The following is a 22,787-nucleotide window of genomic DNA, read 5'->3' as shown; positions in this document are numbered from 1 at the left end:
AGTGTTGTCACCTTTCCATCCAATTTAGTATTTTCCCAAACGCGCCCGATGACGGCGCTATGTAAGGGGTACTTGATTCCGGAGTTACCCCAGGCAGCCAGTTTGTTGTGGCGCCCATAGGGTTAGCCTGCAACGACGACTGATTAGTGTCGCTTGAGGTTAGCGTATGGAAACTCGAAGATACGGAAATCTTGTTTATGGCACTTGTTGAAAGCTGCATAAACAAGGTTCCAGTCAAAGCCGATGAGGGGATTGTGTAGTTTGTGCAGTTATCCATAGCCGAGCCTGGCGCTGCCGCAGTTGCGCAGTTAAAGACCAATGCCCTTGATCTGCCTCCAAAAGAACACAGGTCAGATGTAGGCTGTGTAGTGGTAAAGAACATCATATTGCTGGCAATCGTAGGGTCAGATATGTTGCGTTCGCTTAAGTATGTTACGCTGTTTTCAGTTTGTGCAGCATTAAGCGGGAATGTCCAGTCAGGCCTTTTTATCCCATCGTTCAGCACATTACAAGCGTTGGCTACAGTAGATGACGTTTGGTGTGCAATTGTAGTATTGTCACAGCAGCCATACTGATCACAGACAAATGGAGAGGCATATAAGAAATCTCCTGTAAGTGTGTTGTTGCTGCTGTCAACTACGGTATATGAATCCAGTGCTTTAAAATATCTTCCGCTGCCCGTGTATGCGTAGTACTGGCTGAAGCATTTGTCAACCCCAATCTTGCTGGTAACAGGGGCAGTAAGACTGAAGTAACTGGTGTCGTACTTCCAGCAGTTTGTCCAATTTGTGGGGCACGCGCTCCCGCTGCACATGGTGGTGGGCGTTGTCCCGCCGGTATACACTGAGACAAGACCTCCGCTGAACTTTGTCCATGTGGTGTCTGGAGACGAAGTGTAGCCGAATATTACATAGTCTGTACTGCTGTCGGCATTTACATCCACTCCATTGGTAAACATCCTTCCACCGAAGGCGCGCGGGATACCTGTGTCGTACTTAAAGACGCCGCCAGTGCTGCCGGTTGCGGTAGAGTTTATCGTGAAGTCGGAATTTAAGGCTAAGACGAAGGATTTTAAGTTCTGGTAAGAGTACCCCGTATATGTCTGCGGCCCGGAGAGAAACATGACCATCAAATTGCCGCTTCTGTTGATAACCGCAGGGCCGGAATAAGAATAGCCCAGTTCGGGATGAGAAAATTCCCACAAGAGTGTCGGTGATGTTGGATTGGTAACGTCCAGGGCATAGTACGAGGACAGGCCGACGCAGGCGCTCATAGGTGATGAGGCGTCTGTGCGATTACCGGCTGTACACGTATCAGTCGGCGGTGTATAGACGTCTGTAGCCGCAGGACAGGTGCCAGCATCGCAGCCACACGCCCCGCCAAGACGCATACCGCCTATAAGCACTACTTTAGTCGTAGTCAATCCTGTAGGCGTGTAAGAGTAGACATACGGCTTAAGGTCGTTAAAGTAGATGTGGCAGTTTGAGTTTGGCGAATATGAAGGGTCTGCCAGATAACGCAGATAGGGCAGAGAGTTCCTCGGAATGAACGCCCACATTTCACCGCCAAGCCCTGAGCCGCTTATCTGCTGTATTTCACCTGCGCCCAGACCGCTTGTGGTCAGCTTACCCGACTTAAAGGCATGAAGCATTCCATCGTTGGCGCCCGCATAGGCTACCCAGTAGTCGGCATTGCCATTATTAGAGGCCGGTGTGTATTGGTTCAACAGCGGGGTCGAGTAGATGATGTCACCCAGCTTCCACACGTTGGTTGTGGTTGAGCCAAGATTCGCGGTAGTCCTGTTGCGAAGTCCTGTCTTGTCAACCCCGCGCGTATAGTCAATAATATCGTTCAATGATGCAGAGCCAACCATTGTCGCACCCATGTACGGGCTGAACTGACCAGCGTTGTCCTTAGTGAACTGAACAAGACCACTGCTGCCGTTCGTATATATTGTCCTCACAGAGGCGTTGTCGTGCCACAAGTCGTAATAACTACCGCTGTAACTCGTAGATGTGCTGCTTAAGGAGGATGGATAGCGGCTGTTTCCACCGGCCTCCCAAATCGTGTTAAGGTAGTCAATAGTTGTTGTAGAGGGCGACAGCGCGGTCAGGGTGCCCGTGCCGGTTATATCGCTGTACAACTGTACAATGGGATTGTTGTTCACAAGCGTAAAGTTTATGACGTTGTCGTTTGTGAGATTTAGTTTAAAGTCATTGACCGTGTCTTCTCTTATTTCCTGTACTGCACTAGTATTGTAAAACCATAAGTTATTGAGGTAGCCAACCCATGAAACCTCTGTATTGCCGGTAAAGTACTTGGTCGGGTAAAAAAGTGCCTGCATGATATTGGCGCCTGCCTGAGTCCTCTGAGAAAGAACTGTGGCAGCAGTACCGGATGATGTCTGCTTCAGAATCTTGAGAAATGCCAGTTCTAACTGAGACTCAAGCGTGGCAGGGTTTGTCACCAGATAGTAATTGTCTGGTACGCCGCTGCCGTTGACGCCTGTTGTCCATTCCGTTGTGTTGTCGGGCATATTGTTACTGTTAGCGTCTGTGAAACCGCCCCATTTTGCTGCATACCAGAGCGGGTCTTTCAGGAGACCAACACTGGAGGATGAGGTATTGATGGTATGCGTATAAGAACCTACATTAGCGTTGCTAGTGGAAGTATTGCCTGCTGCAACTGTTGTGAACCACTGACCGCAGCTAGAAGTAGCAAGTAAAGAGGTGCAGTTTGTAGCCAAATAGCGCGGGCCGTCGCTTGTCGTGCCGCTTAATATATACCCCATGTTCATATTATACGGCGTGGAACTGCCAGACATCTTCACAGTAAAGGTAATAGTCGGCGGACTATCGCTGTTATTAACAGTATAATAAATACAGCCGTCAGCGTCCATGTCATAGTCCCCTCCCTGCGGAGAGTCCTCCCAATTTATATAATAACTGCCAAGCGCCCCGCTTGGAGGGCTTGTGCATACGCTGAAGTTATTGTCAACGAGAAAATGAACCAGCGAGCAGGGGTTTCCTATCGTGCTGTTGTAGCAGGCAGGTATTAATTGAACGCTGTATTGGTTAGACGACCCCAAAGTGATAGTCAAATTGGGGAGGGTGGTACTCATAGCCACAGAGTAAGTGGTAACATTCTGGGTAACATTATCGCCTGTGGGTGAGTTACTAGGCGTATTGGCGCTGTTTCTCAGATCGTTGATACGCGACCAGTAGGCAAGTCCGGAAATGTAGTAGGCACTCTGTGAATTCGGAGCTGTAGGGCAGACACCCCTTATCGACGACAGCGAGCTTACGCTCTTACTTGTACACAAATTTGTAGTTACACTGCCTACCGTGTCGTTAGTCGAGCCGGACTGTCCTATAAAGTAATTCCCCGATACATTCTCTCCGGTGCTTCCACCGACTATATTAGTCTGTGTAGAGGCGTTGACAAGTGTACCGCTTACCCCTATATCGGCAGTCAGCCCGGTTCCAAAATTGGTGTTTACACCGGGAAGCTGGTCGGAGTCAAAGCTTGGCGCCACATCGCTTATAACCATAATAAACGGCTTGGCACAGTAAGGGTATACCGAGTATGGGTCTACCCACGTAACAGGACTAAGCCCGGAGACAATAGAGCTGTCATCTGCACTAAAGGCCGATGTAGCAGTTGTCCTCCCCATAAAGTATCTTAATGATTCATAGTATATCTCGCCGATTGGATTTCCCCAGTTAACACAGTTACCCTCGGTAAAACTCTGGCTGCCCCATGAGCAGGCGTCAGCGGTGTTATAAGTACCGTCGCCCCAGCTCGAACCATAGGTGTACCTGTATATTTTCATCTTGTTCAGCGTATTAATAATCCCTGGAACTCCGGTGCTTGAGGCGCAGGCAGTGCCGACAGTGCCGCTGCTGTTTATACACAACGTTCCATCTGTGGTATAGTTTACTTCGTTTGTAATCGTGCCGATGTTTTTGCGAAGCACGCCGCCTGACTTATTCTTAAGCCAGCTTCCTGTCATAAGCCCAAAATATATTTTCCCGCCCTCGCCATATGCCTGTAACAGTCCTATGGGCTTATAGTTGCCGCTTGGGTACAACTGGCACCTTTCGCTCCCCAGCAATGTAGAGTCACAGACCTTTACCTTTACGATATAGTCCATGAAACCGCCTGACGCCGCGCCGGGACGCCTTGTACCGCTGACTTCATTTGACCTCGCACACTGCCACCTTTCGTCAGATGCCCAGAATGGATATGAACCGCTGGCAACCCGCATAGCGGGAGGATTTGTCGTAGAGGCGACTGTCGTATTACAGATAGAAAGACTGCTGGCGCCAGACAATGGCGTAACCTGACTTATCGTAGGGTCTCCTGCGCCTGGTGTATATACCTTCACCCAGCTATGTGCATCCTGCGGGAGGAACTGCCGCTCAAGGATTGTCAAACTCGATGTGTCAGTAACCCTGTATCCTCCATAAAGTACCTTTCTCAGGACGTCCATTCGCGACATCGCAGCCCAGTTCAGGAAATTCCCACTCCATGTGCTGCCGTTACACGTTGCCGGAGATGTGGACGACACATAGGAAGGGGAGAAATAGTACGACGTAGACGTGTATGAAGTCGTTGCACCAGACGTATATGTATAGCACTTAGCCGGGTCGAAATAGCCGTAATATGTAATGCCCCCCTTGTATTGCAGATCAAGGGCTCCATCGCTGTCGAGGTCGCTGTAGTCGTTGTAAGCTTTATAGTAGTTTTTGTGGTCTCTTGATATATCAAGCATAAGGAGCGGCGGGACATTACCGCCCATAAATGGAGGGATAGAGCTGCCGTTACAAAAATTGGTCATGGCTGAGTTGGTTGACGACACCGACGTGGTTGTTGTAGAGGTTGTCGAAGTTGTTGTCGTCGTAGAGGTTGTAGTTGAGCCGGCATTAAACGTAGCAGTAACGCAGTAAGCATGATTATTACTATAATTTGTCTTACGGCAGGTCGTGCCTGTTCCAGTACATCCAGTTGACAGACATGGGCCATTATCGTTATCATCACAGTCGTTTAAGTTCCCTGTGCAGTCTGACCAGCCTGCGAAAGTACCTGACGTTGGCGTTTCGGTCAGGGTGACATCAACTATACCGCTGCTGCCGGAATACCGAAAGCAGTAAGCGCTGGCTGTGTTGCCAGGACAGCAGGATGTGCAGGGATTAGAGCAGGTATCAGTTTGGTTAGGTGATGCGGTTATGGTACCGTTGCCTGCCCCAGCCTTACACACATCAACCGTCCATCTGGCCTCGGCAGAGTGTGCCGTGAAAAACATAAATGCCGTCATAAACAGCAGGGTTATCAATATAAGCCCTTTTCTTACACAGCGGCAGGATTCCTGCCTAAATATATGTTTTCTCTCTGTCAGCATATTCACCCCCCCTCTCTCTGTTGTTTATCTATGAGTGACTTCCTATTGCCTTTCAACTGTGCATCCTGTGCTCTATCTTACAACTTTCAACCATCATCTCGCTACCATGTATAATCATTATACTTATCTATATTCTACAAGCATCAATTTATTTTGTCAAGCATTTTTTTTGAATTATTTTTGGTAGTAGAAATTTGCATATTTAATTAAACATATGGCAACATATAGTAATGACGCCTGCTTTGAAAGTATCAATAGTTATCCCCGCCCTCAATGAAGAACAGACAATAGGCCGCGTTATTGAAGGGTGCAGGAAGTATTGCAACGAAATCCTGGTGGTCAACGGGCCTTCGGCTGATAACACGGCTGAGGTGGCAGCTGCTCACGGCGTAAGGTTAATACAGGACAACGGCAAGGGCAAGGGCGCGGCTATCAGAGAGGCTATTAAACAGGTAACGGGCGACATAATAGTATTTATAGACGCCGACGGCTCCCATGACCCCGACGATATTCCACGCCTGATAGAGCCGATTATAACGGGTGAGGCCGACCACGTTACGGGTTCACGGCTACTGGGCGGCTCCAGTGAGCTGCACGGCGGATTTGACGAGTTTTTCAGACTAATGGGAAGCGCATTTATCACGGCCTGTATAAACTGGCGCTACAGGGTAAGAATCAGTGATTCCCAAAACGGTTTCAGGGCCATTAAAACCGCTGTTGCAAGGAAACTCACCCTGAAGGAGAATATAACCACAATAGAGCAGGAAATGATAATGAAGACCATAAAAAAAGGGTTTACGCTGACTGAAATCCCTGCCCACGAGTACAAGCGGCAGGCCGGAGTATCTAAAATCAGACTGACAAAGGTATGGTTCAGATATATCTATTCTCTGGTGAAATATCTGATATAGCCAATGCCCAAATTGATTTAACCATGTCATTCAGCTTCAATCATTCTGGCATTCTGGCATCCTGGCAACCTGGAGCACATCCTGAAGCGCACTCTGAGGCAGAGTATCAGCGGCCTCTATTGCCTTTTTGTTTTCAAGAATGCTTGATATTCCCATATCGCGCGCATTGTCAAGCATTTCACGTAAATGGTCTGTTGGCGTATTCATCAAGTTCTCAAAGACCTCTTGCATTGTTTCGCTGACAAATATACTATTCATGATAACTTTCCTTTAGTAATGCTGCACGCTTATAACAGTTATTATCTCCGCTTTCCTGACCACATAGCACAACGGCGCACCCAACAGTTTCATTGGATATCGAAAGCTCCCGGTATTTGGCGGTGGAGCTAACCTAACTTTATACATTTTCACAATTCTATTCCTTGTTTTTTCCCACTCATCAAACAGTAAATCATATACCCTGCTAATTCCGGTATCATTATCTTTGTCAATTCCAAGTTTCTCGCTTAAATAAAAAATATAGTTTTTTATTTGCATATCTTCTATGTCAATAGTCTCATCTTCATCGGCTTCTAATTCTACAATAATAATTACGTGTCTCTGTTTATAACCACCTGTTTTGGCTTTAAATCTGCACCACGCGCGGGCAAGCTCAATATATAAGGGACCCTCAGCCCAAAAATATACACCGATTCCCGCTCTGCCATCGCCGCAGCTAAATCCTTTGTTAACAATCTCTTCATACCGACCTTCTGTCGTCCCATGAGAACCCTTATATCTTAGCACAACCATACATCTATATGTTAATATAGTACCGTGCAAAAGTCAAGTGACACGATAGATGAACATGTTTCTTCTAACAAATTCCTAATGTTAGAGCTTGGGACAGATGAAAATACTGCTGCTTAACCCTCCCTCACCAAGCGGTGAGAAGTTTACACGCGAGGGGCGCTGCACTCAACAAAGCGCCATCTGGACAACACTGTGGCCGCCTGTCTCGCTGGTTTACACCGGTACACTGCTAAAAGAACACGGCCATGAGGTAAAAGTCATAGACTGCCCCGCCGAACATATAGATTTCAACAGTCTGCCCCGTGTAATTAGTGCATTTTGTCCTGATGCAGTTGTCTGGAGCGCGGCAACACCGTCAATCGACAGTGACCTGAACCTCGCCTCTGTAATAAAAACCCTTAATCCAGCCACGTACACCATTGTCTTTGGCACCCATGTGACAGTGCTTGATCTCAGCGTCCTTGAACACACACCCTCGTTGGACATAGTTGTCAGAAATGAACCTGAAATAACAATTCTGGAAACAATAAACGCCCTTAGCAGCTCATCAGGGCTGGCAAATCTAAGTGCCGTTGAGGGCATAACATATCGAAATCGTACCGGTACAATCACGCAAAACCAGCCGCGGCAGTTCATCCCGGACATCGATGCCCTGCCATTCCCTGACTGGAGCCTTATAAATGTCAACTCGTACAGGCTTCCTCTAAAGGACAAACCATTTCTGATGGTTATGCCGCAGCGTGGGTGTCACTTCCCATGTACGTTTTGCACTAGCAGTACATACTACGGCACCAGGCTGAGAACAAGAAGGGTTGACTCAATAATAAAGGAAATGAAAGAGGCCGCCGAACGCTTCAACATCAGGGACTTTTTCTTCTGGGCTGAGACCTTTACTGCCAATCCCGCCTTTGTGCGCTCTCTGTGTAACGCAATCGTTGACAGCGATTTAAGAGTTTCCTGGGTCTGCAACAGCAGAATTGACACTGTGGACGGGGAATTATTATACTTGATGAGAAAAGCCGGGTGCTGGATGGTCAGCTATGGAATCGAATCATTTAACCCTGAGATATTAAAAGGGGTAAGAAAGAACATCGAGGTGAGCCGGATTAATAAAATCATATCACTGACCAAAGAGGCGGGGATATTGGCCTCGGCGCATATTATTTTTGGCCTTCCACATGAGACGCTGCGCTCTGCCCTTGATACAAAGAGGCGTGTGCTTGGTCTTGACCTTGACTTTGCCCAGTTCTACTGCGCCGTGCCGTTTCCCGGCTCAGCGCTCTATGGTCAGGCGCTTGTAGAGGGGTGGCTTGCCGGTGCTGCGTCTGTTGATTTCACCAGATTCCGGCAGGAAAGGCCGGTAATGACCTTAAATACCATCACACAGTCTGAGGTTGAGGCGGTGAGGGCACAGGCGGTGAGGGAGTTTTACCTGCGCCCCAGGATTATATTTGGCATTTTAAGGCTGATGAACTTTCGTCATATTGGTAAGAATCTCATCTCTGCTTTAAGATTTCTCAGACCGATGAATAAAAGGGTGAAATAAATATGTACATACTTGGCATATGGGACGGGCACGACGCCGGGGCAGCGGTACTGCATGACGGCAGGATTGCATTTGCCATAAACGAAGAGAGGCTCTCACGGCGGAAACTCGACGCGGGATTCCCTAAGCTCTCCATTGAGGCATGTCTGAGTTATCTTAATCTAACGCCACAAGACATTGACTGTATAAGCAGCTCCACCACGGATTTCTCCAAGACCCTGACTCGGGCATTCCCCGTTCTTAAGGAACAGTATTATATGCTCAGAAGACGTAAGGCAGACCATGGGACATTCCCAACCATTAAAAAGAAACTAAAGTACCTTCTCACTGAAATCCCACCGTCAAGGGCATCACTGCTTGCCAGCAACGCGCTGCTTAAGCGGCAGCTTATAACTATGGGATTTAGTAACATTACCCTCAAACACTACGACCACCACTTCTGCCACGCAGCGGCAGCAGCATTTTGTTCCGGCTTTGACAGGTGTCTGGTCATTACGCTTGACGGCATTGGTGACGGGCTGTCTGGAAGCATCAGCGTGCTTGAGGAGGGGCAGCTCAGGAGAACCGCCGTAATCGGCGGCAGGGACTCTTTTGGCATATTTTTTGAGCACGTCACAAACCTCCTGAACATGCGGGAGTTGGAGGATGAGGGAAAGGTCATGGCCCTTGCCGACTATGCCTATCCGGTTGAGGACAGTAAAAACCCGCTCATGGATTTCTTTTTGGTTCGCGGGGTTGAGGTGTTTGCAAGGTACGGCTCATTAGAAATGTATGAAAAATTAAAAAAAATACTCTGGCGCTATCCCTCTGAACAATTCGCGTTTATGGCCCAGAGGACGCTTGAGGTGAAGATAACGAGGCTCATCAGAAATGCCATTAAGCTCACAAATTGCGGCAATATAGCCCTGTCCGGCGGGGTATTTTCCAATATAAAGGTCAATATGCTTGTGGATGAGCTTGAAGAGGTCTCAGGGTGTTTTATATTTCCCCACATGGGAGACGGCGGTCTTGCCCTTGGGGCAGCTATGGCCGCTAACTATGACATAAATAATGTATCGCGGTATGACTTCAAAGACGTATTCTTTGGGCCCGACTTTGGTGAGACCAGTGAATCAGGAGTTGCCGCTGCGTTAAATAAATATAACCTGACATACAAGAGGTACGAAGACAGCGGTGAGCTGATAAATGAGACGGCTAAATTGATCGCCGACGGGCAGATAGTCTTCTGGTTTCAGGGGAGGATGGAGTATGGCCCGCGGGCGCTTGGCAATAGAAGCATCCTTGCGGCAGCAGACTCAGAGGAAATCAAAAACCACCTGAACCTGAGACTAAAGATGCGCGTCTGGTACCAGCCCTTTTGCCCTTCCATATTGGAAGAGGATTTTAAGCGCCTGCTCGTTAGCCGACCTCAGCCGCAATATGACAGATTTATGACCAGAGGCTGCAGGTTACAACACGGCGCAGCCCCGCAGATGAAAGGCGTAATCAGCCTGGGCGCAACGTGCCGCCCACAGGTGGTATCTGAAGGAGACGGGCTGTTTTATGAACTTCTTGCTGAGGTTAAAAAACAAACTGGCAGTGGAGTTGTCCTCAATACCAGCTTTAATCTTCACGGCGACCCGCTGGTCTGCACCCCGGAAGACGCCGTAAAGACATTTATTGCAACAAATAACGGGCACATGGTCATCGGAAATTATATGGTTACTAAACGGGGTAGTGATTAGTACAAACAGGTCAAAAACGCTCTGGTCAGTTACAGCCCTCATAGTGTTGGCGGGCGCTGCTGTATTTTTCTATCATATGAGCAGATTTGACACCGACACGCTGCGTGTGCGCCTCATAAAGCTGCTCCCTATTTGGCTTGAGATTAATTTTACTTTGATAGTCATTGCCTTTGCACTTTGTTCCAGGACACTTTTCTCTGAGTTTGTCTCATTGGAGAGGCGGCATAAGTACTATCTGGCCGCCATTGTATTGCTGGCCTTTGGCGCTGCCTTTTTTATAGCCCCGCGCGTACACAGGATATTCTATGACGAGAACATCTACCTGAACATAGGGCAGAACATAGCCTATCTGGGCAGGGCAAGCATGTGTAACGACGGGGATAATATTTATGGTGTATATAAGTGCAGCGTAGATGAGTTTAACAAGCAGCCCTATGGCTACCCGTTTCTGCTTGCAATGGCCTTCAGACTGGTTGGCAGCTCTGAGGCTCTTGGGCATCTGCTTAACAATATATTTTTCGCTGCATCGGCAGTCGTAGTGTTTTTGATAGCCCGTAATCTATTTGGCGATATTCGGGTGTCTCTGTGTTCATCGCTGATATATGTGCTGATTCCGCATAATATCATATGGGGCAATACTGCCGCCGTAGAGCCGTCTACCGCCCTTTTTACCGGTATGACAGTCATGGCGCTGCTGCATTTCCTTAAAGAAAAGACCATGTCTGCGCTTTTTTTGTTTTCTGCGCTGCTGCCATTGTCCTTGCAATTCCGGTTCGAGTCAATCCTGATACTGCCGGTGCTGCTTATGTTGATTGTGCTTAATGACTGGAAAATCCTGAAGACCAGGGAGTTTTATTTATTTATGGCGCTTTCGCTGGTGTTGGCCCTTGCCCACATGCTTCAGTTGTATACGGTGAGGGGGGACAGTTGGGGGGCAAGCGGCGCAAAGATGTCGCTTTCTTTTATGTTGCATAACTTAAAGACTAACGGCATGTTTTACCTGGACGACAAGAGATTCCCCATGATAGTAACGCTGCTGTTTGCCGTTGGCGTTTTTTATAAGAGGGATTATCTAAGGGAGAGATTAGTAATAGCAGCATGGTTTCTGTTGTTTTGGGGCGTGTTCCTGACTTTTTATGCAGGCAGTTATGACTATGGGCAGGATGTCCGCTACTCAGTTGTGTCATACATGCCGCTTTCATTGCTTGCGGGGCTGGGATTATCGCGGCTATGGTCAATCGTTGTTTCAAGGAAATATATCACAGTGGCAGCAGGCGTTATATTTGTTATGCTCATATTAGCGCGTATCCCATATATAAGGGCAGAGGGGGAGGAGGCATGGGAGTGCAGGGTTGACCATGTGCAAGCCAGAGAGATGTTCTCTATGGTAGATAGGGAAAACTCTGTAATCCTGACACATAATCCCGGGATGTTTTTACTCTGGGGTGCAAATGCCGCCCAGACATCAACGCTTACTTATAACACTAACCGGATGAACTATTTTTTTGAGCGCTACGGCAAAAATGTCTATTTCCACTATAACTACTGGTGTAATGTGGACAACCCTGTGCAGAAGAAATTCTGTCAGGACATACTTAACACGTTCGAGTGTGAGAGGATTTCCTTTTATACAGTACAAAACCGGATATTTGCCCTATACAGGATAAAGAGGAAATAATAAAGGAGGACGATAATGCAGTATCTTACAACGTCATTACAGGCCCTGAAGTTGGGCGGATTGATGGTTTACCCGTTGTTTGCCCTGGGGGTGCTGGCTGTGGCTGTATTGCTGGACAGGATATTTGTATATGTACGATATTGCGGGCTGCCGACGCGAATGGTGAAGATTGCAGAGACTTACAACTTCGCATGGGCGGAGTTGGAACAATGTATGGAATCTATAGCGCCGGGGAGTTACTACAGGCGATTTTTTCAGGTAATCACAGACAACCGCACGAATCCGCCCTGGTGGGTGGAATCACGTGCAGCAGATGAGGCACAGCTTATAGAGATGGCGCTGAACAGGGGATTGTGGATACTGGAGACCATAGTAACCGCCGCACCGCTTGTAGGGCTTGTGGGGACAATAATAGGCATGATGGAGTCGTTCCGGTTGATTGGCACGGGCGGGCTTGTAAATCCCACCGGCATAACGGGCGGTGTGGCGCAGGCGCTGATAGCAACTACACTTGGCATAGTCATAGCGCTTATTGCGTTGTTTGCATTTAATTTTTTTTCACACCTCAACGCTAATATAATGGACAAGATGGAACGCATGGGGACACGTCTGATAGACCGCCTTCGCATGGACAAAGAAGAAGGGGATGGGGCATGAAATTCCACAAAGGCAGACGCTCAAAACGCGGTCGCATAGAAATCATCCCGATGATTGACGTGATGTTCTTCCTTCTGGCTACATTCATACTTGCATCATTGACCATGCAGAACATCCATTCACTGGGGATTAATCTGCCGGAGGGGGCAGTCCCGCCAACCCCTGAAAACACCGGCGTAACCTTAACTATTAAAAAAGACAGCGCCATGCTCCTGAATGATACCCCCGTCACCCTTGCAGACCTGAGTACTAAACTGGAGCCAATGCTAAAGGGCAAGGACAACCGCATAATCGTTGCCGCTGATAACGCAACCCCTCAGGGTATGGTAGTGCAGGCAATGCTTCAGGCCCGCCGCGCCGGTGTAGAACACTTTATGATTGCAGTAATGAGTAATAACCCTGATTAAGCCAATCTAAAATTTCGGGGCTAAAATTTCGGGGCAAGCCCCGCACAGCCTGAGCCGCTTCACATAGCGGCGATGACAGCGGCTCATATGTGCTTTAGGATACGTGCTGTTTAACTGAATTTAATCAATGACGGGTCATAGCCTTCGGGTTTTTCGTAACCCAGCAGATTACACAGTGTTGCGGCGGCGTTGCTTAGGCCGCATTTGTCCAGACCGGCCAGCTTATATTCCCCTTTGTAGCCAAAGTCTATGATTACAAACGGTACGCGGTTTAGCGTATGTGATGTCTTGGGTACCTTTTTCCCCTTTTTCATCACGTACATCTCGTCTGAGTTACCGTGGTCTGCGGTTACTATGACTATGCCGTCGAGTTTTTCTACTACTTTTATGAGCTTGCCGACGCACTCATCTACGGTCTCTACGGCAGTTATGGCCGCCTCCATGACGCCGGTGTGCCCGACCATGTCGCCGTTTGCGAAGTTTAGGCGTCCGAATTTGTATTTACCCGATTCAAGCATCTCTATGGTCTTTTCTGTTATCTCATATGCCTTCATCTTTGGTGCCTTGTCGAAGGTCAGCTTGTCTGAGGGGATTTCGACATAGAGTTCCAGTTCTTTGTCGAGATAACCGGAGCGGTTGCCGTTCCAGAAGTATGTGACGTGGCCGTATTTTTGTGTCTCTGATATGGCAAACATGGGGATTTTCTCTGCGGCAAGATACTCGCAGACGGTCTCTGATATCTGCGGCGGTTCGACGAGGAAGTTCTTTGGGATTTTAGCCTCCGAGTCATACTCCATCATACCGGCGTAGAAGACATCGGGGATACGGCCTCTGTCAATCTTATCGAACTCAGGGCCGCTGTCAAAGGCGAGGGAGATTTCAATGGCGCGGTCGCCTCTGAAGTTACAAAATATAAAGGAATCGCCGTCTTCCATTTTACCAACGGGTTGGCCTGCGTCGTCTACGATGACGAATCCCCCCATGTTTTGGTCGTCGAGGTCTTCCTTATAAAACGCATTAATTGCCTCCTCGGTGGAGCGAAACGGCCTGCCGATACCGTTTACGTGGGCGTCCCAGCCGCGCTTGACGATAGTCCAGTCCGCCTCATACCTGTCCATAGTGACGTTCATCCTGCCTCCTCCAGAGGCGATGCAGTAGTCATAACCCTTTTCGTCTCTGATCTTCTTTAAGAGCTGCTCAAGGGGGACGACATACTCAAGGGCAGTGCGCGGGCCAACGTCTCTGCCGTCTAGCAGCGGGTGAACGCGGGCCTTTTTCACGCCGGACTCGGCTAGTTTATTGAGCATGGCATAGAGATGGTTGATGTTTGAATGAACATTCGCATCTGAGAGCAGGCCGCTGAAATGCACAGCGCCGCCGCCTTTAGCGCGCTGTACAATTTTATTCCATAGTCTGCCATTGAAGACCGCGCCGGTTGCGAAGTCCTCGTTGACACGCTTGGCCCCCTGTGCAAATACGCGTCCGGCGCCAAAGGCATTGTGGCCGACTTCGCTGTTACCCATGTCCTCATCGCTTGGAAGCCCTACCGCCTCACCGTGTGCCGCAATAGATGTACAGAGTTCGCTCTTAAATAGTTTGTCAAGGACGGGGGTCTTTGCCAAAAAGACCGCGTTAGTGTCGTCGTCTTTTCCAAACCCGACGCCATCCATTATGATAAACAGTAAGGGACCCTTACGGCCTGAGAACTCCTTGAGTTTCTTCAACCTTTCCATGTTCAACCATCCTCCTGAGTTTTAGTTTGAGAAATTACCGGTTCAATGCTATATTATGAAATAAACCGCATGTAAAAGCAAGCGCAACGATTGCGCGCCAGCAATTCTCAATGAACGATCTGAGAGCATGGGTTTGGTGTAATATTTGTCATGGGAAGCAGGAGTAGGCGCAAATTTACAAAAAGTTGGCTTAAGTCGAATGTTCCTGGCAAAAAAGAGCGAGTAAATGCTATAACTATGTGATATTACTTTATAATACGGCAGGAGGGTAGAGTGGTTACAATGATGTCTTTACTTGGTAACACCTCAGGCATTTTAACGCGAGCGGCTTCTATCAGTTTTTCAACTGATTCACGGGGATGAGGTATCTGATTGAATGTATTTGTCCCATTAAACGACACTTCCTCGACACATAAGGTGCTAAGTTCCTTAATCCCTTTCCTCTACAGTAATATCCAGATGCTGCCATCTTATGGTAAGTTCACGAACAAGGCCAGCATAACTACAAACACATGACCATATGCCGTGCGTGTTGCAAGCCGTACATGAATCGGGCGAAGCTCCAGTAACCTCATCGGAGTACTCTGAATTCGCAAGACTTCGCGATAGTGTACTTGCACTGAAACATAAGAAATCGAATACTAAATCGAATACTAATCCGAAGTAGCATAGACACATTTACAGTTAAAATCCCCCTGCTGTAGTTTTAGCGCGCCTCAATTTCTCTATCACATCCTACAAAATTGTAGCATTTCAGTCTAAAACCCTCATTTTTCGCACCTCATGCGAATAGGAGATCGGCATAAACACTGGGTAAAACACACATTCATGCGAATTTCAACTATATATAGAGGGTGTTGTGACGGCCTTAGTGTCTGGTCTCTCATTTTTATGATTTGTGGAGGGCATTTTTATGATTTGTGGAGGGCATTTTTATGATTTGTGGAGGGCTGACGGGAGGGTTAACAGATGGATCAAAAAATCTTTAGTAACGGGCGCAACGGAACATTTTGGGGTAGCAAGCCCGACGTACCTGATGGCAGCTACTCAGACCAGGCAGGCGGCTTTAAATAAAATCAAGCCACTTAGAAGCACCAATTAACTCTTAACGTTATTAGTAAGCGACTTAAAAATATTTACAATCGAATTTCCTGAGCAACTAACTCTGTTGCCTATAAGTACGAGGTCAAGGAGGGTTACCCTCCTTGCGGGAGCCTGAGGGCAGCGCCCTCGGTGCCTTTATTCTTTTTAACACGCGGGAGAATTACAAATGGAAAAGACGACAAAGGAAAGAATCCTGTGGCCTGTGATGTGGGGAATTTCCGACGAAGAACGGGAACTTTACAAAGACTTCCCGGTATTTGCACGCGCGGTTCTCAGAATCCAGACTACAGAGGGACGGCTCGCGCCGTTAGTGTTAAACGAGATACAGGAACTGCTCGAGGAGATTGTTGCAGACATAAGGGCAAGCGGGCGCCCCGTGCGGTTGATAATCCTGAAGGCGCGCCGCGAAGGGATAAGCACTTGGGCAGCGGGGCGGCTCTACTGGAAAACTGCAACAAACTTTAACCGTGCCGCCGTCATCATCGCCCATGAAAGGGAGGCTACAGATTTCTTATTCGGCATGGTTAAGCGCTTCCAGCGCCACGTCCCAAACGGCTGTAAACCGGCGGAACTCCACAATAACAGCCAAAACCTCGAATTCAACCGCCCGTCTGGAAATGGCCTTGACAGCGCCATACGCGTAGGTACGGCAAACAAGACCGACTTTGGCTCTGGGCAGTTGATTCACTACATCCTGCTTTCTGAGACTGCGAAGTGGCCGACGCAGAAGGCGTCGCAGTTGCTGACCTCTGTGCTTCAGTGCGTCCCAGATGACGAGGACACAGAGGTCATCTTTGAGAGTACGGCGAAAGGGCCTGCGGGAGAGTTCTATGAACGATTCTTTAGGGCCAGGTACTTTTACGAAGTCTTTCTTAACAACAAAGGGCAGCCGCAATATCGCATGAAGATAAACGAATCCGGCAGCCGTGAAAATCTCTACTCAGCGGTATTTATTCCGTGGTACGTATTCAAAAAATACAAGCTGACGGACAAATGCGCCGGGGTCACTGATGACGAGTTTGCATTGAAAAAACTCTACGGTATTACAAATAGTCACTTGCTGTGGCGCAGGAAGGCGATTGAGAATCGCTGCGGCGGTTCTCTGGACGTGTTCAGGCAGGAGTACCCGTCGAACGCGCGTGAGGCATTTGTAAGCAAACAGAGCTCTATCTTTGACATCAAAAAGATCACACAGATGAAGGCTGCAGCCCCGCCGCCAATTGCCCGTCGTGAGTTTGCCTTTGGCACGATGAAATGGACAGACGCAGCTGAGGGCAGGTTGATGATATGGGAAGAGCCTGGGCATGGCCTTACATACGTAATTGGTGCAGATGTGGCCGAGGGGCTCCAGAGCGGCGATTTTTCTTGCGCCTTTGTAGTGGAGCGTCTGACTGGCAGACAGGCTGCCATTTGGCATGGTCATATGGATGCCGACCTATTCGGTGCTCTGCTCATCAACCTTGGCCGCTACTACAACACGGCGTGGCTCACGCCTGAGCGCAACAATCACGGCCTTACGACAATCCTCAAGATAGTAGAACAGCGCTATCCACGCATCTATGTCGAGATGATTGCAGAGCCACCGGCAAAGTCAAGGAAGCGATTTGGCTGGCTTACTAACGCCTCCAACAAGCACCTGATAATTGATAACCTTGTTTCGGAGATAAGAGACGGCACAAGCGGCATCGTATCAGTTGAGACGTTTGACGAGATGTTGACATTCGTCCAGACAGAAGACGGCAAATACGGCGCAGACGCAGGGGCGCATGACGACAGGGTGATGGCAGCGGCAATCGCCAAACATGTGAGAAAAACACTGCCCCTTCCCTCAAAAACCCCTCTGCGTACAACACCCACTAAGCCCAACGAAGACGCATGGACGTAGCGCGTCTTAATCTTAAATCAAAAGGAGAAACAGATGAAAGCAACAGCACAGACACTCAAGCAAGGACTCAGCACCTATGTAACACACTGCTGGAGTCAAGCCAGGGCAGCAAAAGAACCAATCGAGGCGCAGATGATGCGAAGCCTGAGGCAGCGGGCAGGTAAGTATGACCCCGACAAAATTGGCGCCATAAGACGCGTTGGAGGAAGCCTCATCTACATGCTCCTAAGCGGCGCACGATGCCGGGACGCTGAGGCGTGGTTGAAGGACATACTCGTACAGCCTGACCATATCCCATGGGACCTTGAACCAACGCCCATGCCAGAACTTCCGGCAAAAGAAGGTACCCCACAGCTCACCGGCGCACAGCTCAAAGACAAAGCCCACGCAGCGGCAGAACTGATGAAAGAAAAAATCAACGACCAGTTCAGCGAGGGCGGCTGGTACACGGCAATAGAGGAATTCCTCCACGATGTGGTCACATACAAGGCTGGATTTATCAAAGGCCCGGTGCTGAGAATCGAGAAGGTTCGCAGGAGAATCTTTGACGGCACAACATGGACAAACGTAATAGACAACCGTCTAGTGCCGGAGTATGAGAGACGCTCACCGTTTTATATCTACCCGTCACCGTCAAGCTCAGGCATTGACGACGGCTATCTGATAGACCGCCTGACGCTGACCACATCTCAGATGTCAGCGCTTGCCGGAGTGCCCGGGTTTGACTATGAGGCGATAATGGCGGTGCTGCATGACCACAGAGAGGGCATTCTGCAAAAAAAGACCTCAAGCAGCGGCGGCGACGGCCTAACGCAGACCGGACACAATCCATTTACGGGCGGCAAAGACGACAAGATAGAAGTCCTGGAGTTTTGGGGCGACATTGACGGAGGGCAAATCCTGTCATGGGCAAATGAACCTGATACGCCGCTGATTGAGGATTTCTTCGGCACACCAACAATAGACCCAGCCGTTGTATATCACGTATGCGTATGGCTTTGTGGTGACAGGGTGTTAAAGGTAATGCCGAATCCTGACCCGATGGGGCTGAAGCCATTTTCAAAAGTATCGTTTGAGGAAATCCCCGGGGTATTTTGGGGAACCGGCCTCTGTGAGATGATAGAGGACGTGCAGACGGCGTGTAATGCGATAGCGCGTGCGATAATAAATAACGTTGCCATAGCAAGCGGGCCGCAGCTTGAGAGGAACGTGGACAAGGTAATCCCAGGTGAGTCCAAAGAAATGTGGCCCTGGAAGGTGTGGGATGTCACCGACGCGCAGATGTCCGGGGCACAGGCATTGAGGTTTTACAGCCCGCCAATGGTGGTAGATAAGCTAATGGCGGTATATGAGTTTTTCCTGAAGCGCGCTGAGGAGCAGACGGGCATCCCGACATATACAGGCGGCAGCATGAAAGATGTGGCGGCAAACGGTACTGCAAGCGGGTTTTCGATGCTGATAAGTCAGGCCGCACGAGGCATCAAAAATGTTGTAAGGAACATCGACTCAAAGGTGATAGCGACATCGGTAGAGAGACAGTACTACTTCAATCTCGACCATGATAAGGGTATTGACGATGTCCCTGATCTAAAAATAATCGCAAAAGGTACTTCATCGCTGATAGCGAAGGAGCAGCAGGCGATAAGACGGAGTGAGTTCCTGCGCGCGACGAACAATCCGGTCGATATGGAGATAATAGGCAAAGATGGCCGCAGACAGATGTTAAGAGAAGCGGCAAGGGCGCTTGAGCTTGACGTAAACAAGGTAATCCCTGAGCAAACATCACCTGAAATCCACAACTCAGCGAATGTAGAAGCTCAACCCGTACAGTCAGTAAATCCCGCTGGAGATACCGCAGCGGGCAGTGACTTTAAGTTGTTCTAACAGGAGACAGCGCTGGGGGTTCCCGCTTGCGAGGGAACCCCCCTAAACACCGTACATATAAAACTGGCCGCATTCGCGGCAGTAATTTAAGACCCACAGGAGGATGCATGAAACAGTCACAGCAATTTTGGATTCAAGGTGAAGATGGTAAACTTGAAGGAAGCCTGCCCGATGTTCCAAAAAAAGGAGGCGCGCACGAGGCGGTTAAGACAAGCAAGCAGCTTAACCCTAATCTTGCAAAGATAAGAGAGAACCTGAAGAAGCACAAGAACTCTGTAGCTTTGGCTAGTGACAAGAATACTGCGGTTGTTGCTCAAGCCCTAAAAGGAGAAGGTGGTAAAATGCCAGGAAGCACATCCGGGGTTTCCAAAAAAGGAAATGAAGGTGATGCTGCTAAGAAAAACGTGCAAGGTAGTTCTTTTCTTGAAACGCTAAGAAAGAGAATTGAACTCAAGCGCCAGAACTCTTTGTCTTTAAAAGCAAAGGAAATTGTTGAGAAAGCGTATGCGATAGCGAAAAAGGAGAAAGAAAAGATGGATGTAGCTTATAATCGTTTGAAAAATACTCCTTATGGCAATATCGGGGTAGATAAATACTATCACAGTGTAGCTCACTGCAAAATCGCCAGGCTTGGCTATAGTGGCGTAATTTCTTCACATGCTTTTGGGTTAGGAAAGGAATTGTTCGATGTATATAAGGAACATTTTACAAACCCTAAGCCTTTCAGCACCTTATCAAAAGTAAAAGACAGCGTAGAAGATATGGAAGCAAACGAGATAGGCAGGCAAGCTGGAATAGGTGGTGATCCCTCTAAGTCCTGTGAAGAACTTTGTAAAGGGCAATGGCCAAAGAGTATTCCAGAGGAATACAAGGTATAAGAAGGGTGATCAACATGCACTACGTCAACTGAGAAGGTAAGGGATTGACTGATGTTGCTTGCAATGAAACGCTGCAGTAATTAATCAGACTCATTGCAAGCAACTGATGGTTTGGTAGTGAAATTAACAAGTGTTGCTTTTTTTCTGCTGTTGGTTTACAATATTAATGGAAATATTGCAATGTTAATCTGTGACATAATTGTAGACATAGTTATAAATAAATTGATTATATAATATACCAAGATAGTTAATGAATACTATTAAGATAATAACAAAAATATTAATGCCTATACTCTTATGGATAGTTGTCTTTAATACTATTATAACATGCGAAGATGAGATATTATTACATATTATTGATTATAAAGATAAATGGGTAGAAACATATTACATTGGAATCGGACATGGTAATAAAGTGATGCTTGACTCTTATCCATATAAACTTGATAATGGCTCTATACAAGTAGAAATATTATTAACACTTGATAATGTTACAAAGAATTCATTTGAAATTAGGGAGCGTTTTATAGATTCTGAGATACATAATAGGTTATATTACTGGTTGAGCTTCAAATATAAGACATTTTCGACAAATTGTAAAGAAGTCAGAAAAGATATGGTTGTGTTTCCAGTTTCAATATCATCGCCAAGCTGGTGGCCTGATGATTTAAAAAAATCATTTTTCAAAAAAAACCGCACAAAATATATGTTTTATCGATGCCGTGCTGGATACGCTGGCTATGACCTTTCATTTTTTCAATATTTTGCTATCGATAATACAAATAGAACTGGATATTATTGGAATACTATGTTGGTAAATACAGATAATAAAAGCGTAAGAAAATACTATTATGATTGGGAATAATATAAATAGTTTCTAATATTGCCATGTTATCAAAGGCAAATAGTTATAACTCGCAGAAAAGCTACCGTCCTACAATGATTTCACTACAGGCATTTGTTTATAACGAATGTGAAGAGAGCGTCTAAAGACACAGGTAGAATATCTACTGGAGAAGCCGACGATGCTTGCAATGACATCGCCTACATTAACGGGATGTCATTGCAAGCAAAGAAAGTTGCTTTATGAGCATACTAAACAACAAGAAGCATTGCTTTAATATTAACCATATGTTTATAATAGCTGATGAAAAAAAATGTGCTAACACTTATGATGATAATAGTTGTCGGTGAAATCATTTTTCGTATTTTTTATAATATAGCAATATTACCTATAGGGAAAGAAATAGTGGAAGAATTAAGTGAATTCTTTTCAAACAACATAGATAGATACTATGAGGGGGCGGGGCACAGCAATGAGACAGGCGTTAGGGGGTTCCCAGCAGATGCCTTCAATGTTAGAAAACGGATTAATTATGATGACGCTCTTGTAATATGGTTAAGTTTTGATTTTGTTACTTTTAATACAACTTGCAGAGAAATTGAAGAAAGCACAATTTCATTTCCACTACATTATAATTGTCCAAGATGGTGGCCTACTAACTTACAAAAGACATTATCGCCAATAAATCGTGCAGATTATAAGTTTTATAGCTGTGGTGATAAATTCTATAAACCAAATTATATTTATAAAGAATATTACGCAATAGATAATAAATCAAAACATGGGTATTACTGGGAAATTCCAAATCCTAATGTAAGACCAGAAAGACTTATGAACAATGAGTGAAGAAATACATGTTAATAATGAAGATGCAAGAGAATTGTAAATATTATTATTTGGACACAGAATTTATGTACAACATTATCATCACATTATATAGATAGATGAGGATACTTATGATAATGGAAAACCTTATCATGGTCATTACACTTTATGACCAAATAAAAAGGCATTGACTTTCTAATAGCTATTTGTTTATAATATTACATGAAAAAAATTGTGCTAACACTTATGAGTATAATAGTTGTCGGTGAAATCATTTTTCGTATTTTTTATAATGTAGCAATATTACCTGTATGGGAAGACTTTTTGTCGGCTATTCCTTTTTTAGATATTAATAAGTACATAAGTAAGTAGACATAAAATTAAGCAAAATGTTATGATGAATGATGAGAGAATTAGACGGTAGGAAGTTATTAATAAGTACACAAGTAAGTAGACATAAAATTAAGCAAAATGGTATGATAAATGATGAGAGAATTAGACGGTAGGAAGTTAGATCA

General features: G+C 46.8%; 15 protein-coding genes. 11 read left to right on the top strand and 4 right to left on the bottom strand.

Annotated features, from left to right (window positions below; all coding sequences use genetic code 11):
* Positions 1-7: 7 nt before the first annotated feature.
* A complete protein-coding gene (locus ASN18_RS07030) occupies positions 8-5,401 on the bottom strand; it encodes a pilus assembly protein (protein WP_085052031.1) in 5,394 nt (1,797 codons plus the stop codon).
* A gap of 242 nt (positions 5,402-5,643) precedes the next feature.
* Between ASN18_RS07030 and ASN18_RS07025 the strand changes: the two genes are divergently transcribed.
* Positions 5,644-6,312: a glycosyltransferase family 2 protein gene (locus ASN18_RS07025; protein ID WP_236861583.1), complete on the top strand. Its 669-nt coding sequence runs from the start codon at positions 5,644-5,646 to the stop codon at positions 6,310-6,312.
* A 36-nt stretch (positions 6,313-6,348) separates the two neighbouring features.
* On the opposite strand, the gene ASN18_RS07020 is transcribed toward ASN18_RS07025, so the two are convergent.
* Complete coding sequence (locus ASN18_RS07020; RefSeq protein ID WP_085052029.1) at positions 6,349-6,570, bottom strand: hypothetical protein; 222 nt, start codon at positions 6,568-6,570, stop codon at positions 6,349-6,351.
* 12 nt (positions 6,571-6,582) lie between these two features.
* Positions 6,583-7,098, bottom strand: a complete 516-nt coding sequence (locus tag ASN18_RS07015) for a hypothetical protein (RefSeq protein WP_157072873.1) — start codon at positions 7,096-7,098, stop codon at positions 6,583-6,585.
* A 103-nt stretch (positions 7,099-7,201) separates the two neighbouring features.
* On the opposite strand from ASN18_RS07015, the gene ASN18_RS07010 reads away from it, so the two are divergent.
* The 5 genes from ASN18_RS07010 to ASN18_RS06990 are packed head-to-tail and all read left to right on the top strand — an operon-like array spanning position 7,202 to position 13,116.
* Entirely contained in the window at positions 7,202-8,650 is a 1,449-nt protein-coding gene (locus tag ASN18_RS07010) for a B12-binding domain-containing radical SAM protein (RefSeq protein ID WP_085052027.1), read from the top strand.
* Between the two features lie 2 nt (positions 8,651-8,652).
* Positions 8,653-10,374 (top strand): carbamoyltransferase C-terminal domain-containing protein, encoded by a 1,722-nt coding sequence (locus ASN18_RS07005; RefSeq protein WP_085052026.1) that lies wholly within the window; start codon positions 8,653-8,655, stop codon positions 10,372-10,374.
* A complete protein-coding gene (locus ASN18_RS07000; RefSeq protein WP_085052025.1) occupies positions 10,367-12,052 on the top strand; it encodes an ArnT family glycosyltransferase in 1,686 nt (561 codons plus the stop codon). Before ASN18_RS07005 ends, ASN18_RS07000 begins: the two co-directional genes overlap by 8 nt.
* Before the next feature lie 15 nt (positions 12,053-12,067).
* Positions 12,068-12,709, top strand: coding sequence for a MotA/TolQ/ExbB proton channel family protein (locus ASN18_RS06995; RefSeq protein WP_085052024.1), 642 nt, complete (start codon positions 12,068-12,070; stop codon positions 12,707-12,709).
* Positions 12,706-13,116, top strand: a complete 411-nt coding sequence (locus ASN18_RS06990; RefSeq protein WP_085052023.1) for an ExbD/TolR family protein — start codon at positions 12,706-12,708, stop codon at positions 13,114-13,116. The genes ASN18_RS06995 and ASN18_RS06990 overlap by 4 nt, the downstream gene beginning before the upstream one ends.
* Positions 13,117-13,226: 110 nt before the next feature.
* Here ASN18_RS06990 and gpmI read toward each other — a convergent pair whose 3' ends face one another.
* The gene (gene gpmI / locus ASN18_RS06985; protein ID WP_085052022.1) at positions 13,227-14,849 is read right to left on the bottom strand and encodes a 2,3-bisphosphoglycerate-independent phosphoglycerate mutase; all 1,623 of its coding nucleotides are present in this window, start codon (positions 14,847-14,849) and stop codon (positions 13,227-13,229) included.
* 1,270 nt (positions 14,850-16,119) lie between these two features.
* On the opposite strand from gpmI, the gene ASN18_RS06975 reads away from it, so the two are divergent.
* The 5 genes from ASN18_RS06975 to ASN18_RS06955 all read left to right on the top strand — a co-directional run bounded on the left by ASN18_RS06975 (position 16,120) and on the right by ASN18_RS06955 (position 22,290).
* On the top strand, positions 16,120-17,838 hold the full coding sequence (locus ASN18_RS06975; protein WP_085052020.1) for a terminase large subunit: 1,719 nt from the start codon (positions 16,120-16,122) through the stop codon (positions 17,836-17,838).
* Between the two features lie 33 nt (positions 17,839-17,871).
* Positions 17,872-19,722 carry a portal protein gene (locus ASN18_RS06970; protein WP_085052019.1) on the top strand — a complete coding sequence of 617 codons (1,851 nt, stop codon included), beginning with the start codon at positions 17,872-17,874 and terminating at the stop codon, positions 19,720-19,722.
* A gap of 107 nt (positions 19,723-19,829) precedes the next feature.
* Positions 19,830-20,600: a hypothetical protein gene (locus tag ASN18_RS06965; RefSeq protein WP_085052018.1), complete on the top strand. Its 771-nt coding sequence runs from the start codon at positions 19,830-19,832 to the stop codon at positions 20,598-20,600.
* A gap of 250 nt (positions 20,601-20,850) precedes the next feature.
* Entirely contained in the window at positions 20,851-21,465 is a 615-nt protein-coding gene (locus ASN18_RS06960; protein WP_085052017.1) for a hypothetical protein, read from the top strand.
* Between the two features lie 282 nt (positions 21,466-21,747).
* A complete protein-coding gene (locus ASN18_RS06955) occupies positions 21,748-22,290 on the top strand; it encodes a hypothetical protein (protein WP_085052016.1) in 543 nt (180 codons plus the stop codon).
* Positions 22,291-22,787 lie beyond the last annotated feature (497 nt).

Source organism: Candidatus Magnetominusculus xianensis (assembly GCA_001541255.1).
GTDB lineage: Bacteria > Nitrospirota > Thermodesulfovibrionia > Thermodesulfovibrionales > Magnetobacteriaceae > Magnetominusculus > Magnetominusculus xianensis.
This window is presented reverse-complemented; position numbering and strand designations above follow the sequence as displayed.

Coding starts and splice junctions, on each gene's coding strand:
- ASN18_RS06990 (WP_085052023.1), top strand. CDS start 12,706: ATGAAATTCCACAAAGGCAGACGCTCAAAACGCGGTCGCATAGAAATC.
- ASN18_RS07005 (WP_085052026.1), top strand. CDS start 8,653: ATGTACATACTTGGCATATGGGACGGGCACGACGCCGGGGCAGCGGTA.
- ASN18_RS06970 (WP_085052019.1), top strand. CDS start 17,872: ATGAAAGCAACAGCACAGACACTCAAGCAAGGACTCAGCACCTATGTA.
- ASN18_RS06955 (WP_085052016.1), top strand. CDS start 21,748: ATGAAAAAAAATGTGCTAACACTTATGATGATAATAGTTGTCGGTGAA.
- ASN18_RS07030 (WP_085052031.1), bottom strand. CDS start 5,401: ATGCTGACAGAGAGAAAACATATATTTAGGCAGGAATCCTGCCGCTGT.
- ASN18_RS06995 (WP_085052024.1), top strand. CDS start 12,068: ATGCAGTATCTTACAACGTCATTACAGGCCCTGAAGTTGGGCGGATTG.
- gpmI (WP_085052022.1), bottom strand. CDS start 14,849: ATGGAAAGGTTGAAGAAACTCAAGGAGTTCTCAGGCCGTAAGGGTCCC.
- ASN18_RS06975 (WP_085052020.1), top strand. CDS start 16,120: ATGGAAAAGACGACAAAGGAAAGAATCCTGTGGCCTGTGATGTGGGGA.
- ASN18_RS06965 (WP_085052018.1), top strand. CDS start 19,830: ATGAAACAGTCACAGCAATTTTGGATTCAAGGTGAAGATGGTAAACTT.
- ASN18_RS07010 (WP_085052027.1), top strand. CDS start 7,202: ATGAAAATACTGCTGCTTAACCCTCCCTCACCAAGCGGTGAGAAGTTT.
- ASN18_RS06960 (WP_085052017.1), top strand. CDS start 20,851: ATGAATACTATTAAGATAATAACAAAAATATTAATGCCTATACTCTTA.
- ASN18_RS07020 (WP_085052029.1), bottom strand. CDS start 6,570: ATGAATAGTATATTTGTCAGCGAAACAATGCAAGAGGTCTTTGAGAAC.